Annotated in this window: 14 protein-coding genes and 1 tRNA gene; 7 read left to right on the forward strand and 8 right to left on the reverse strand. The window is 54.3% G+C overall.

Going from position 1 to position 13,062, the window contains the following annotated elements; translation table 11 throughout:
• Positions 1 to 104 precede the first annotated feature (104 nt).
• On the reverse strand, positions 105 to 1,436 hold the full coding sequence (gene tig / locus KO486_RS10925; RefSeq protein WP_216037257.1) for a trigger factor: 1,332 nt from the start codon (positions 1,434 to 1,436) through the stop codon (positions 105 to 107).
• A gap of 54 nt (positions 1,437 to 1,490) precedes the next feature.
• Positions 1,491 to 1,575: transfer RNA gene (locus tag KO486_RS10930), tRNA-Leu, on the reverse strand.
• 256 nt (positions 1,576 to 1,831) lie between these two features.
• On the opposite strand from KO486_RS10930, the gene KO486_RS10935 reads away from it, so the two are divergent.
• Positions 1,832 to 2,308 carry a Hint domain-containing protein gene (locus KO486_RS10935; RefSeq protein ID WP_216037258.1) on the forward strand — a complete coding sequence of 159 codons (477 nt, stop codon included), beginning with the start codon at positions 1,832 to 1,834 and terminating at the stop codon, positions 2,306 to 2,308.
• 93 nt (positions 2,309 to 2,401) lie between these two features.
• Here KO486_RS10935 and KO486_RS10940 read toward each other — a convergent pair whose 3' ends face one another.
• Entirely contained in the window at positions 2,402 to 4,072 is a 1,671-nt protein-coding gene (locus tag KO486_RS10940) for an NAD(P)H-hydrate dehydratase (protein ID WP_216037259.1), read from the reverse strand.
• A 175-nt stretch (positions 4,073 to 4,247) separates the two neighbouring features.
• On the opposite strand from KO486_RS10940, the gene KO486_RS10945 reads away from it, so the two are divergent.
• The 3 genes from KO486_RS10945 (at position 4,248) to KO486_RS10955 (ending at position 6,515) form a co-directional block, all read left to right on the forward strand.
• Positions 4,248 to 4,586 (forward strand): P-II family nitrogen regulator, encoded by a 339-nt coding sequence (locus KO486_RS10945; RefSeq protein WP_216037260.1) that lies wholly within the window; start codon positions 4,248 to 4,250, stop codon positions 4,584 to 4,586.
• A gap of 71 nt (positions 4,587 to 4,657) precedes the next feature.
• Complete coding sequence (gene glnA, locus KO486_RS10950) at positions 4,658 to 6,067, forward strand: type I glutamate--ammonia ligase (RefSeq protein ID WP_216037261.1); 1,410 nt, start codon at positions 4,658 to 4,660, stop codon at positions 6,065 to 6,067.
• A gap of 148 nt (positions 6,068 to 6,215) precedes the next feature.
• Positions 6,216 to 6,515, forward strand: a complete 300-nt coding sequence (locus KO486_RS10955) for a hypothetical protein (RefSeq protein WP_216037262.1) — start codon at positions 6,216 to 6,218, stop codon at positions 6,513 to 6,515.
• A 66-nt stretch (positions 6,516 to 6,581) separates the two neighbouring features.
• Here KO486_RS10955 and KO486_RS10960 read toward each other — a convergent pair whose 3' ends face one another.
• A complete protein-coding gene (locus KO486_RS10960) occupies positions 6,582 to 7,343 on the reverse strand; it encodes a DUF3445 domain-containing protein (RefSeq protein ID WP_252734647.1) in 762 nt (253 codons plus the stop codon).
• A 68-nt stretch (positions 7,344 to 7,411) separates the two neighbouring features.
• Between KO486_RS10960 and KO486_RS16545 the strand changes: the two genes are divergently transcribed.
• Positions 7,412 to 7,540: a hypothetical protein gene (locus tag KO486_RS16545; RefSeq protein WP_289847967.1), complete on the forward strand. Its 129-nt coding sequence runs from the start codon at positions 7,412 to 7,414 to the stop codon at positions 7,538 to 7,540.
• Here KO486_RS16545 and KO486_RS10965 read toward each other — a convergent pair.
• Positions 7,537 to 8,421 (reverse strand): endonuclease/exonuclease/phosphatase family protein, encoded by an 885-nt coding sequence (locus tag KO486_RS10965; protein ID WP_216037263.1) that lies wholly within the window; start codon positions 8,419 to 8,421, stop codon positions 7,537 to 7,539. The two genes, KO486_RS16545 and KO486_RS10965, sit on opposite strands and share 4 nt — an antisense overlap.
• Positions 8,422 to 8,508: 87 nt before the next feature.
• Here KO486_RS10965 and KO486_RS10970 point away from each other — a divergent pair, with 87 nt between their 5' ends.
• On the forward strand, positions 8,509 to 9,717 hold the full coding sequence (locus tag KO486_RS10970) for a bifunctional alpha/beta hydrolase/OsmC family protein (protein WP_216037264.1): 1,209 nt from the start codon (positions 8,509 to 8,511) through the stop codon (positions 9,715 to 9,717).
• Positions 9,718 to 9,812: 95 nt separating this feature from the next.
• Here KO486_RS10970 and KO486_RS10975 read toward each other — a convergent pair whose 3' ends face one another.
• Positions 9,813 to 10,409 (reverse strand): biotin transporter BioY, encoded by a 597-nt coding sequence (locus KO486_RS10975; protein WP_216037265.1) that lies wholly within the window; start codon positions 10,407 to 10,409, stop codon positions 9,813 to 9,815.
• Positions 10,410 to 10,488: 79 nt separating this feature from the next.
• Complete coding sequence (locus KO486_RS10980) at positions 10,489 to 10,905, reverse strand: DUF6314 family protein (protein ID WP_216037266.1); 417 nt, start codon at positions 10,903 to 10,905, stop codon at positions 10,489 to 10,491.
• A 99-nt stretch (positions 10,906 to 11,004) separates the two neighbouring features.
• Between KO486_RS10980 and purB the strand changes: the two genes are divergently transcribed.
• Positions 11,005 to 12,315, forward strand: coding sequence for an adenylosuccinate lyase (gene purB / locus KO486_RS10985; RefSeq protein ID WP_216037569.1), 1,311 nt, complete (start codon positions 11,005 to 11,007; stop codon positions 12,313 to 12,315).
• 65 nt (positions 12,316 to 12,380) lie between these two features.
• On the opposite strand, the gene KO486_RS10990 is transcribed toward purB, so the two are convergent.
• Entirely contained in the window at positions 12,381 to 13,007 is a 627-nt protein-coding gene (locus KO486_RS10990; RefSeq protein WP_216037267.1) for an acyl-homoserine-lactone synthase, read from the reverse strand.
• Positions 13,008 to 13,062 lie beyond the last annotated feature (55 nt).

The following is a 13,062-nucleotide window of genomic DNA, read 5'->3' on the forward strand; positions in this document are numbered from 1 at the left end:
GCGTTTCTGGACACGGCAAAGGTCAGGTTTCCCGTAGTTTTCCAACACAAACGCAAAAAGGCCGCCCTAAATGGACGGCCTTTTCACTAATTCTGGTGTGAAGCTTATGCTTCTTCGAGCGCTTCAACGGCCTTTTGCAGATCGTCCTTAGACACTTCTTTTTCTTTCAGAGATGCGCTTTCAAGAACGTGGTCCACAACTTTGTCTTCAAACAAAGGTGCGCGGATTTGCTGCTGCATCTGAGCGTTTTGCTGAACGAATTCAAAGAACTGACGCGCTTGGTTACCGTACTGGCGCGCTTGGTTCATCACAGCTTGTGTGAATTCCGCGTCAGATACTTGAACTTCGGCTTTCTGACCGATTTCAGCCAACAACAGGCCCAGCTTTACGCGGCGCTCTGCAAGTGTTGTGTGCTCTTCAGTGGTCTCGATCTCAGGGTGATCGTGGCCTTCAACTTCAGGGTTTTCTTCGTGCCACAGCTGGTGTGCAATCTGGCCAGCTTCGGCTTCAACCAAGGATGGTGGCAGCTCGAAGGAAACCTTCTTGTCCAGTGCGTCCAGAAGGCCACGCTTGGTCACTGCACGTGCCGCGCCTGCGTATTCTTCTTCCAGTTTGTCGGAAATCTGACCTTTGAGGCCAGCAAGATCTTCTGCACCGAACTGCTTTGCCATCTCGTCGTTCAACTCAGCCGCCTTAGGCTCAAGAACGTTGTGGATCTTGCATTCGAAGACAGCTTTTTTGCCAGCAAGGTGCTCAGCGTTGTACTCTTCCGGGAAGGTGACTTCGATGTCTTTCTCTTCGCCAGCTTTCACACCAACAAGGCCCTCTTCAAAGCCAGGAATGAACTGACCGGAACCGAGAACCAATGTGTGGCCTTCCGCCGCGCCGCCTTCAAAAGCTTCGCCGTCAACTTTACCAAGGAAATCGAATACAACCTGATCGCCGTCTTTCGCTTTGGAACCCTTTTTGCGGTCCTCAAAGTTCTGTGCGGTTTCAGCCAAAGACGCCAACGCTTCGTCAACAGATGCGTCGTCAGCTTTAACAACCATTTTTTCCAACTTGATGTCGGAGAAGTCGACCTCAGGGATCGCAGGCAGTGCTTCGTAGGATACTTCTACGACAACATCATCGCCTTCTTTCCAGTCTTCGTTGGACATTTTCATCTCTGGCTGCATCGCAGGGCGGTCGCCGGATGCTTCGAGGTGCTTGTTCATTGCGCCATCGACAGCTTCTTGCATCGCTTCGCCAAGAACCTTTGGACCGAATTGCTTTTTCAGCATCGGCATTGGCACTTTGCCTTTGCGGAAACCCTTCATCTCAATCTCAGGCTGCGCCTCTTTGAGCTTGTCGTTTACTGTCGCATCCAGCTCGGCAGCTGTAACTGTGATCTCATAGCCGCGCTTCAGGCCATCGTTCAGGGTCTCTTTAACCGACATGGTATCGTCCTTTTCCATTCGAACAGCCCTACCCTTGGTAGGACTAAGTAATCTTGGTGCGGGTGAAAGGACTTGAACCTTCACGCCTTGCGGCGCCAGAACCTAAATCTGGTGCGTCTACCAATTCCGCCACACCCGCACGATATAAAGGGAACGCAACCGCGTTCCCCTTAAGTTGGGCACCTCCTAGCAAAGTGTCTGGAGGGATGCGAGAGGAAAACACGCCTCCCCCCCTAGGTTTTCGCGAATTTTTCGGACTTTATTCGCAGTGTCCCAAAAGACTCACCTTTTGAATGACATGTAATGACACCACAATTGTCCTGTTCGAAACACTTTCTTGCCATATTCTGCTGCAAACACTGAGGCAGACAAAATAGCTGAGAGCGAGAAACGCCATGCACCTGGGACAGACAACAGAATTCAAAGACCGCATCGCGGTTGTATCCAAAGCCGCGAACGTGGCGGGCCTTGCAGCCGGAACAACTGTTATGACACTCGACGGCGAATTGCCCGTCGAACACCTGAACGCTGGCGACCGTGTTATTACACGTGACGCAGGCATGTCAGTGCTGCGCGAAATCCGCAGCCACGAGGTGTATGTCGCCTCAATCCAAATCAAAGCTGGCTCCTTGGGCCACACCCGCCCACAGGACGATCTGCTTGTCGGACCTGATACACTGGTTCACATCCGTGACTGGCGCGCCAAAGCGCTGTTCGGCGCTGATGTCGCTACAGTTAAGGCAAAGCGCCTGATCGACGGTGAATTTGTATCCGAACAAGATGCAACAAAGATGACAGTTTATGAACTGATCTTTGATCGCCAGCACATCCTGTATGCTGACGGCCTCGAAGTGGCCTCTGCCGCGGTTTAAAACCGAAGGCCATCCGCTTTCACATTGTCTAATTGAATTGAACGCAGCTCTTACGGGGCTGCGTTTTTCTTTTGGGGCCCCTCATTGGGCACCTCAAAGCCCCAGCGCACGAAACACTTTGGGCAGTTCCTCTGGCAAATCCTCGGCAATAAGCCCTGCCCCAAAGCTCAGCGCGCATTCTGTATGCAAAAACGCCCCAGCTTCTGCCGCCCTGTGCGGCACGAACCCGCGCGCCAACAGCCCCGTGATAAATCCTGCCAACACATCCCCCGACCCCGCGGTCGCCAACCAAGGCGCCGAACGCGCGTAAGCGCTTGAATTGATCGAACAGCGCCCATCAGGGCTGGCAATCACTGTATCCGGCCCCTTGAACAGCACCACACAGCCCGCTCTTTTTGCCGCATCTCTTGTGGCATCGACCTTGGAATAGGCTGGTCCCGTGGTTGCAGGCGCGTTGAGTTTCTCAGAAATGTCAGGAAACAGCCGCCCAAACTCGCCTGCGTGGGGCGTAAGCACGCATGTCTCATGAAGCCCCGCAAACAAGTCTGGTTCTCGGGAAACGATCGTCAGCGCATCCGCGTCCAAAACCATTGCCCGCCCAGCAGCAAGCGCAACACGGATCAACACCGCCTTGTCATCACTCAACCCCAATGCTGGCCCAAGGCACAACGCATTGATCCGCTCATCCTTAAGAACCCGCGCCAAGGCATCCCCGTCATGCACCCCCGCCAGCATAACCGCCGTTAAATGTGCGGCGTTTTCAGCCAATGCGTCCGGCGGACTGCCCACCGTCACCACCCCCGCCCCGATCCGCAGCGCCCCACGCGCAGCGAGACGGGCTGCACCGGTATGACCTTGGTCACCGGATAGGATAAGCGCGTGGCCGTGAGAGTATTTGTGAGCCGATGCCACCTTGTCGAGGATGCTTTTCCCCCAATTGAAAGCTGGTTCAAACCTGAACTCTTCGACACTTCTTGCGATGATAGAATTGTCCGGTTTCTCAAAACCATTCTGTGGCCCCGGCCATGCGCCTAAGACGCGACGAGCTTCAAACTTATCAAGTCCAAGGTCTGTGATTCTTAGTCGTCGGCCATTCATTCCGGCGATGTCTAACAGATGACCAATCTTAGCAAATTGGAACGTGACCGTCAGATGAGCACCGACCGCGATCTCGTCGTGATTGCCTAGAGTTCGACCACTATCGGCACAAATTCCTGTCGGAACATCAACGCTGACTATGAAAGGCGGAATCTGTTCATTTGCTGAGCCGCCTAAAGAAGTCTCTTCAATCAATCTTCGGATACCGTCTATGGGGCGAGACAGCCCCGTTCCGAACAGTGCGTCTATACAAATCGTTGTATTGTTGCCCACCAAATCAATCGCTGAACCGACTTGGTCAATCTCATCTCGTGTGAGCGTCGGAAACGACAAACTGCACACATCCCCTATGGCCACCCAACGCTCATAATTCATCTTCGCATCCGGCGGCAGCTTTTCCGCGTCCCCATACAAAAACACGCCCACATCCCAGCCCGCGTCCCGCAACAGGCGCGCCACGACAAATCCGTCGCCGCCATTGTTGCCCGGCCCGCATAGAATCACCGCGTGAAACGATCCTTTGGCCAGGTCTGGCCATTCGGAAAAGACTGCATCAACAACGCCTTGCCCCGCACGTTCCATCAACTCCAACCCCGTTACGGACCCACTCTCAATTGCGGCGGTCTCAATGGCGCGCATTTGGGCGGCTGTTAACAATTCAGTCATTTCCTTGACCTTTCGCGATTCAATTTCGCTCAAACTTACATCATTTTGCCTATTTTTTAGGCAGCACTATTGGAATCGTCTTGGGACTCCTGCCCCTAATACCCTACCGAATTGTAGCCCCTGCATAGAAGTGGTCTGACCCATATGAAATCATAAAACCGAGGGAGTCGCGGCCATGAAGAAAATCGAAGCGATCATCAAGCCGTTCAAATTGGACGAAGTGAAAGAAGCGCTCCAAGACGCAGGCATTCAAGGCCTCAGTGTCGTGGAAGTCAAAGGGTTCGGCCGCCAAAAGGGCCACACAGAACTTTACCGTGGCGCCGAATATGTCGTCGACTTCCTGCCAAAGGTTAAGATCGAGGTCGTTCTGGCCGACGATCAAGTTGACGGCGCAATCGAAGCCATCATCACCGCCGCCAAAACCGACAAAATCGGTGACGGCAAAATTTTCGTCTCCGACGTCAGCCATGCGATCCGTATCCGCACCGGCGAAGAAGGTGACGAAGCGTTGTAAAAGCTGGGTGCCTTAACGCCCATGCTCTGAACAATTCCAACTCCAACACTATCCATGGAAAGAAGACTGATATGTCAGCCAACAAAGATCTCGTCAAAAGAATTAAAGATGAGGAAATCGAATACGTCGATATCCGTTTCACAGACCCACGCGGTAAACTGCAGCACGTAACGCTGATCTGCGACGAAGTTGACGAAGACTTCCTCGAAGATGGCTTCATGTTTGACGGCTCCTCCATCGCAGGTTGGAAAGCCATTAACGAATCCGACATGAAACTGATGCCGGACGCGTCCAGCGCGTACCTCGACCCCTTCTACGCTGAAAAAACAATCTGTATTCACTGCTCCGTTGTTGAACCAGACACTGGCGAAGGCTACGCACGTGACCCACGCGGCACAGCAGAGCGCGCAGAAGCTTACCTGAAATCCACAGGCATCGGCGACACATCCTTCTGGGGTCCAGAAGCTGAATTCTTCCTGTTCGACGACGTGCGCTACTCTGTAGGCATCAACAAAGTCGGCTACGAAGTCGATGCGATCGATGCGTCTTGGAACACAGACACACAGTACGAAATGGGCAACACAGGCCACCGTCCTGGCGTTAAGGGCGGCTACTTCCCTGTTAACCCAATTGATGACGCACAGGACATCCGTTCTGAGATGCTCTCCACTATGAAGCGCCTCGGCATGAAGGTCGACAAGCACCACCACGAAGTGGCGTCCTGTCAGCACGAACTGGGCCTGATCTTTGGCACACTGACTACTCAGGGTGACGAACTTCAGAAATACAAATACGTTGTTCACAACGTGGCACAGGCATACGGCAAGTCCGCTACATTCATGCCAAAGCCAATCGCTGGCGATAACGGCACAGGCATGCACGTGAACATGTCCATCTGGAAAGATGGCAAGCCATTGTTCGCAGGCGATAAATACGCTGACCTGTCTCAGGAAGCTCTGTACTTCATCGGTGGTATCCTGAAGCACGCACGCGCCCTGAACGCGATCACAAACCCATCCACAAACTCATACAAGCGTTTGATCCCGGGTTTCGAAGCACCAGTTCTTCGTGCGTACTCTGCGTCTAACCGTTCCGGCTGTGTCCGTATTCCATGGACAGATTCCCCGAAAGCCAAGCGCGTTGAAGCGCGTTTCCCTGATCCAGCAGCCAACCCATACCTCTGCTTTGCGGCATTGCTGATGGCTGGCCTTGACGGCATCAAGAACAAGATCGACCCAGGTGCGGCATCTGACAAAGATCTCTACGATCTGCCACCAGAAGAACTCGCAGAAATCCCAACTGTTTGTGGCTCCCTGCGCGAAGCGCTCGAAGCTCTCGAAGCAGACATGGACTTCCTGCTTGCGGGCGACGTGTTCACAAAAGACCAACTTCAGGGCTACATGGATCTGAAATGGGAAGAAGTGTACGAATACGAACACACTCCTCACCCTGTTGAATTCAAGCTGTACTACAGCTGCTAATTCAAAGACTTACAGTCTTCAAAGGGCGTCCCTCGGGGCGCCCTTTTTCGTGCGCCCCGCCCCGCGACCCAATTTCTGCCTTCATTAGAACGTTAACTTTCCCTAACGTTAACCTTATGTTGACCCAGTCATGGTTGACCTTAGCGTCATGAGTAGTGTTTCAAAATATGTATCCCCGACCGAGTCGACACCCCAAACCAATGGGATCTGTCTGCATCGTAATACGGAACTTCCATCGTCCGCGATCCGCGCCGGTGCGTCTTCTATGCCGGCTGCTTGGCGCACAGACCACAGCCGCGCAAAAACGGCCTTCAAACCAAGAACGGACCAAGTTCGCAGCTTTGCTGATATCGCTATGGATCCTTTCCGTTGGATGACGGCGTCAAAAACCAACAAGATCACATCTGCGCTCGTGCTCGGCTCAGTTGTCCTACTGCTGCTGTTCTAGACTAAACCCGCCGAGAGAGCGGCCCCGTCACACTCCCAAAACAAGCCACAGCCTGAAAGACAGACGTTAGTCCCCCTTCACAACTGTCGTGTGGATGACAAAGGCCACGGCGTCTGGCTGGGGTAGCCGGAGGATCGTTTGCCGTTCGCTGCGCAAATAAGGCGCATCCGGTCTTCCAACCGGCCGTGGGTCGTTTTCGAGGCGCGGTTGAAACAGCGCGGGATCATCATATCGCAGGGCATTGGCCCGCCACACGGGCCGCCCAGCCTGAACGCCATCAAACAAGCGCTGAACACGGGTCGCGATCGGTGCATCATATTCAGAAACCGGTTTGTGTATTCCGATCAGTGGCTTGCCAATCTTTTGTGCCAATGTCCAACTCGCCGGAAAACACAATATAGCCCCCGTAAGCACATGCTCATTGCCACGCTTTTCCAGAATACACACGTCCTGCTGAAAAATTTGCCCAGCAGACCAAAGCGGAGCCTCCCAGTCCAAAGCGACCTGAACCCCATCCGGGCACGTTACCTGCCCCCCATGAACCCGAAACCCATCCGGAAGGGCCTCCAACGCCAATGCCAAAAAGCCCTGCGCAGCAGCCAAACCATCGGGTAACTGCGCGTAGACGTCCTGTTTTCGGGTCTGCAACAAATGACGCCTCAACGCCATTTGTGCCCCGTAGGCGTCATCCCGAAGCAGCCAATCCCCAACAACAGGCCGCACGGCGGGCAGACGTGCAGTTGCAACATCCAACTGCCCATCAGGCATCTTAGCTTGCAATATCGTGTTCATTTTGATCGCCATATGCCCCGCTTTCTCATGTCGCATCCACTCCTGACCGACGAACCCTTCGCTGCAACCTCTAACTTAGCGAAGGAGAGGGCGAACGAGCCAGCATGACAAGGACACCCGAAAGATCGACCCAAGACAATATGAAACGCGGTTGCGGCGGCCTGCTCATGTTTGGCATCCTAACATTCGGCACATCGAGCACCAATGACATCTGGGTGGCGATGGAACGTTAGTCATCCCCCCAATCGATTTCAGCCAAAACACCGTGATGGTCCGACCCAAAGAGTGGACGGGTTGTGACCTGCCCTTCCCCCGTACTAAGGACATGATCGATCTGGAACGGGATGTTCCGGATCCTTAACGTGGTTTGCAATGGCCCATGAAGGGCCGTTTCGGTTGCGTTCGCTATTTGACGCACGGATGCCCCCCAAGGGGCCATGTTGAAATCTCCGCCAACAAGAACTCGCCCGTCGATTTCAGCGAGAAAAGGCAATGCTTGGGCCAAAATTGACTGCTGATCGTATGGGTATGGCCAAACCAGATGCACCGACACCGCCCAGAACGGTCCGTTTGGCCCCAGTATTCGTGCCGCCGCGATTGACCGGCTGGGGGAACAGTAATTTTGTTCAATCGGCCATCGCGCGACGATGCCGATACCAGACCAATCCGAGAACTGGCAGAAATGCGCGTGAGGATGAGTACTCATAAGGTCGTTAGCGTAGTCGCTGCGTGTCGCGCTAACTTCTTGCAATAGCACGATATCTGCGGCCGCCCTTTGAATGTCCGCGACTACGGCTGCGTCATCACCCCGCCCTCCTAAGGTATTCTTCGAATATACCAATAAATCAAAAGCGCGATCGTTTTCGATTTCGATTTCGACAAAGAACATCAACAGGATACGAACGACAACTCCCGTTCCCATTATGAGCCCCAAAGGGCCTATCAATTTACAACCCACTGCAAATGCCAAGGCCGAGGCCAACGCCAGACCAAACGCAATCCACAGTCTGAAAACTGCTAAACTGTCACCAAGCCCATGCACGTCACCTGCGAATGACATCGCCAAAACGATGCCTGCACAGATCACCAAACTTCGCCCAATCAGTTGCCACATATTTCACCTCTGCGTGACGGGGCCGTCACATCCCTTGCAGGTTGTCTGCCCTGCGTCCACGTTGAGGGCAACCAAAGGAATTGCCCCATGCCTACAGAGCGTTTCACCTTCCCCGGCCATGATGGTGGCCAGCTGTCCGCACGTCTTGATCTGCCCGATGGCCCGCATCTTGCGACGGCCCTTTTTGCGCATTGTTTCACCTGTTCTAAAGACATCCCCGCAGCTCGCCGTGTCGCCGCACGTTTGGCGGGCCTTGGCATTGCTGTACTTCGATTTGATTTCACGGGGCTCGGCCATTCTGAGGGTGAATTTGAAAACACAAACTTCACCACCAATGTGCAGGATCTTGTGACCGCTTGTGCAGAGCTGGACAAACGCAACATGACACCGTCGCTCCTTATCGGTCACTCCCTCGGGGGTGCGGCGGTGCTCAAAGCCGCCGCGCAGATGGACAACATCAAAGCCGTCGCCACCATCGGCGCGCCTTTTGATCCTGAACACGTGACCCATAACTTTGCTCATGCTCTGCCTGACATCCTGCGTGACGGGATCGCTGAGGTTTCCCTTGGCGGTCGGTCATTCCGCATCTCTAATGATTTCCTCGAAGACGTCGCAAAGGGTGAACTGACGCCTGCCATCGCGAGCCTGAACGCCGCCCTGCTTGTTCTTCATGGCCCGCGTGACGCGACCGTCTCAATCGACAATGCATCCGAGATCTTCCTTGCTGCCAAACACCCGAAATCTTTCGTGACGCTGGACAATGCGGACCACCTGCTGAGCAACGCAGAAGATGCAGAATACGCCGCAGACGTCATTGCCACTTGGGCTGCGCGTTACCTCGACCTGCGCCGCCCTGCGCCCCCAATTGGCACCCCCGAAGGCGTGCTGCGCGTGTCAGAGGCCGATCCAAATGGCTATCTACAAGACATCCACTCAGGGCCCCACCACGTGCTGGCAGATGAACCGGCCGCCTATGGTGGTAGCAACAAGGGACTTACACCTTATGGGTTCCTTTCAGCAGGGCTTGGGGCTTGCACGTCGATGACCATCCGCATGTATGCCCGTCGCAAAGGCTGGCCACTGGATCATGTCTCGGTTGATGTGACCCATGACAAAGTCCACGGACAAGACGCTGGCGCAGAGACAAAGGCAAAGATTGATCGGTTCGTGCGCACCATCACACTGAGCGGCGATCTGGATGAAGACCAACGCAAACGCCTGCTCGAAATCGCAGACCGCTGCCCTGTGCACCAGTCGTTGGAACGCTCCAACCATATCGACACAAAACTTGCCTAAGCCGCAATTGGCTCAGGTCCACCAAAGACACCTACAAAAAGAAAGAGGCGCGGAGCATTGCTCAGCGCCTCTCTATTTCTAAACCGTCGCAGATTTTAGCCGCGGGCTTTACCGATGAACTTCCATACAGCAGGAACCAAAAGCGCTGCCAAAACGAGCTTCAGAGCGTCACCGATAAGGAATGGTGTGATGCCCCACTCAAGTGTCTGGGCCCAGCTTTCAGCGAAACCGTTCAACCAAAGAAGACCCGGGATGTAGATCAGCGCGTTGCCGACCAGCATAGCCAAAGCCATCAGTAGAACATTGCGGTCCCACCCTTTGCGCGCAGCAAACCCGAGTGCAAGCGTCGCCAGAACGTAACCAACAAGATAGCCGCCTGTGCCGCCCATCATGTATGTCAGGCCAGCTTTCTCACCCGCGAAAACAGTCGCACCCATCGCACCCAGTGCAAGGTAGCCAAGGATTGTTACCAGACCCAAGCGTGCGCCGTATGCTGCACCAATGGTCAAGATACCGAATGTACCCATTGTGACCGGAACTGGATTGCCCGGCAGGAATACTTGAATTTTTGCCAGCGCAGCCATGGCTGCAATACCTGCAACAACCAACAACGCCTGCTTTACGCGCAATGCGGAGCCTTCGTTCGCGCCAAAGGCTTCTGTCAGTACTTTATCATTCATCGTCATTGTCATCAGAATTCTTCCCTTTTCAGTCCGTGTTGGGACCTTGAATGCCTTAGCAGGTTCGTTTCTGCAAGTGCGAAGGCTCTTGTTAGCGCGAACACATTTCATAGATTGTTTGGGATCGGTAATCCTTACGGGGGCCCTGAACGTTCCAAGTGACTGACCATAAGGGCCAATCTGAAACCTCATAACCGCCGCGGTACATGTCTTCTCCACACAAGTGTTCGCTCGCCAATCCCCCCGACTGCGGATCAAAGTCGTGAAACGGGCGACCATCCTCAAAGCTCACCCAAATCCGGTCACCTTCTTGGTGCCACAGATAACTGCGCTCAGCCTCAAAGCGCTGCCCGTTGACGATTAGCCCGCCGGTCTCGCGATAGGTTGCGCCCTCGGCCGTCGCCGCGATCACCGCCTGCCCCTCAAACTGGGACCGCGCCTCGGCCCTGTGATCGACGATCTCGCGCGTGACCTTATAAACGCCTAGGAAATCCGAAATTCCACGCATTGCCTTATCAATCCCCTTTGTCCGGCCCTTGTGACCCGAACGCCTGCACCTTATGACGCCTCCAATACCTATTTGCACCCTGAAGAAAAGGCCGCCGCCATGATCCCTCGCTATGCCCGCCCCGTGATGACCGACATTTGGGAGCCCGCTACCAAATTCAAAATCTGGTACGAGATCGAGGCCCACGCCTGTGATGCCATGGCTGACATCGGCGTCATCCCACGCGAAAACGCGGATGCGGTCTGGAAAGCCAAGGATGTTGAATTCGACGTGGCTCGGATCGACGAAATCGAAGCTGTGACCAAACATGACGTCATCGCGTTCCTGACGCACCTTGCAGAACACGTCGGCAGCGACGAAGCTCGCTTCGTGCACCAAGGCATGACATCCTCTGACGTTCTGGACACCTGTTTCAACGTTCAGCTTGTGCGCGCCGCAGACATCCTTGTCGCTGACCTCGAAGGCCTCCTCGCTGCGCTGAAAAAACGCGCAATGGAACACAAAATGACCGTTCGCGTTGGCCGCAGCCACGGCATCCACGCTGAGCCAACAACAATGGGCCTGACGTTTGCACGCTTTTACGCTGAAATGGATCGCAACCTTGCCCGCCTGAAACTCGCCCGGACCGAAGTCGCCACTGGCGCGATTTCCGGTGCGGTTGGCACATTCGCCAACATCGACCCAGCCGTCGAAGAACATGTTTGCGAAAAACTGGGCCTCTCCCCTGAACCGATCAGCACGCAAGTCATCCCGCGCGACCGTCATGCGATGTTCTTTGCAACACTCGGTGTTATCGCGTCGTCCATTGAAAACGTCGCCACAGAAATCCGCCACATGCAGCGCACCGAAGTTCTGGAAGGCGCCGAATTCTTCTCAATGGGCCAAAAAGGGTCCAGCGCGATGCCGCATAAGAAGAACCCGGTTCTGACAGAAAACCTCACGGGTTTGGCCCGCCTTGTGCGCATGACCGTGATCCCCGCGATGGAAAACGTTGCCCTATGGCACGAGCGTGATATCTCGCACTCCTCCGTGGAACGTGGCATTGGCCCAGACGCGACTGTGACGCTTGATTTCGCCCTGAGCCGTTTGACAGGTGTTATCGATAAGATGTTGATCTTCCCTGACAACATGCTCGACAACATGAACAAATTCCCGGGTTTGGTTATGTCTCAGCGCGTGCTTTTGGCCCTGACACAAGCCGGTACATCCCGCGAGGACGCCTACTCAATGGTTCAACGCAACGCGCTTAAAGTGTGGGAATTCCGTACGGATTTCCAAGAAGAACTGCTGGCGGATGAACAAGTGGTTGCCGCCTTGGGCGTCGATGCCATCAAGGAAAAGTTCGATCTTGGCTACCACACCAAACACGTCGACACGATCTTTGCTCGCGTGTTTGGCGAAACGTCCTAACGATCCCTAAAACCTTCCATGGGCCCCTAAAAACACAACACCTGGGCCCATGGACTGCTAAACATTTACGCCGCCGTCATTTGCAAGACATTGTTCGCGACTTGCTTGTGACGCGCCGCGATCGCCATCACAGCGTATTTGTGACCATCATCGCCGTTCTCATAGGGTTCACCCAGCAATTCCGCGCCGTAGCCCAACCGCTTCAATGCGCGCAGAAGCCATAGATTTGACAATGATATCAAAGTATCAGCGCCTTCTTTGTTGGCCATCTCGATCAAACCTTCGACGATAAGATCAAGGCACTGCGTCCGCATGCGCATGGAATTCACTTCCGGCGCGATCACCAAACGTGTGCATTCCCAAACCTTTGGGCTGTCGATCACATCGGTTAGCAGATCACTAGGGATCGTATCCAGTTTCCCCGTCATGGCGTCTTTCAGCATATAGGTATGATCGCCCCAAACCGCCGCCGTGGACATCGCGCGCGCACCCGCAAGCACCCGCCCGTTATCGTCTAAGACCAGCGAATAGCGGGCCATCGGGTTATCGTATTGGTCCATCTCGACCTCCGCATTATGCGGGATTTGCCAATGCAGCGCATCGACGAAGAATTGTTTGCGTAATGCAAGGTAATCAAAAAACGAAGATCCGTATTGGTGGACGTTAGACAATTCAAAGGTGACATTTTTCATAGAGACTCTCCTATTTGGAGAGTCCATTTAGCGCTCTGAACAATCGTTTGTTAAC

It is taken from the genome of Octadecabacter sp. B2R22 (genome assembly GCF_018861045.1).
Classification (GTDB): Bacteria; Pseudomonadota; Alphaproteobacteria; order Rhodobacterales; family Rhodobacteraceae; genus Octadecabacter.

What these genes read in the sequence shown, in the direction of transcription:
- tig (WP_216037257.1), bottom strand. Translation starts at nt 1,436, where the DNA reads ATGTCGGTTAAAGAGACCCTGAACGATGGCCTGAAGCGCGGCTATGAG.
- KO486_RS10935 (WP_216037258.1), top strand. Translation starts at nt 1,832, where the DNA reads ATGCACCTGGGACAGACAACAGAATTCAAAGACCGCATCGCGGTTGTA.
- KO486_RS10940 (WP_216037259.1), bottom strand. Translation starts at nt 4,072, where the DNA reads ATGACTGAATTGTTAACAGCCGCCCAAATGCGCGCCATTGAGACCGCC.
- KO486_RS10945 (WP_216037260.1), top strand. Translation starts at nt 4,248, where the DNA reads ATGAAGAAAATCGAAGCGATCATCAAGCCGTTCAAATTGGACGAAGTG.
- glnA (WP_216037261.1), top strand. Translation starts at nt 4,658, where the DNA reads ATGTCAGCCAACAAAGATCTCGTCAAAAGAATTAAAGATGAGGAAATC.
- KO486_RS10955 (WP_216037262.1), top strand. Translation starts at nt 6,216, where the DNA reads ATGAGTAGTGTTTCAAAATATGTATCCCCGACCGAGTCGACACCCCAA.
- KO486_RS10960 (WP_252734647.1), bottom strand. Translation starts at nt 7,343, where the DNA reads ATGCGACATGAGAAAGCGGGGCATATGGCGATCAAAATGAACACGATA.
- KO486_RS16545 (WP_289847967.1), top strand. Translation starts at nt 7,412, where the DNA reads ATGACAAGGACACCCGAAAGATCGACCCAAGACAATATGAAACGCGGT.
- KO486_RS10965 (WP_216037263.1), bottom strand. Translation starts at nt 8,421, where the DNA reads ATGTGGCAACTGATTGGGCGAAGTTTGGTGATCTGTGCAGGCATCGTT.
- KO486_RS10970 (WP_216037264.1), top strand. Translation starts at nt 8,509, where the DNA reads ATGCCTACAGAGCGTTTCACCTTCCCCGGCCATGATGGTGGCCAGCTG.
- KO486_RS10975 (WP_216037265.1), bottom strand. Translation starts at nt 10,409, where the DNA reads ATGACAATGACGATGAATGATAAAGTACTGACAGAAGCCTTTGGCGCG.
- KO486_RS10980 (WP_216037266.1), bottom strand. Translation starts at nt 10,905, where the DNA reads ATGCGTGGAATTTCGGATTTCCTAGGCGTTTATAAGGTCACGCGCGAG.
- purB (WP_216037569.1), top strand. Translation starts at nt 11,005, where the DNA reads ATGATCCCTCGCTATGCCCGCCCCGTGATGACCGACATTTGGGAGCCC.
- KO486_RS10990 (WP_216037267.1), bottom strand. Translation starts at nt 13,007, where the DNA reads ATGAAAAATGTCACCTTTGAATTGTCTAACGTCCACCAATACGGATCT.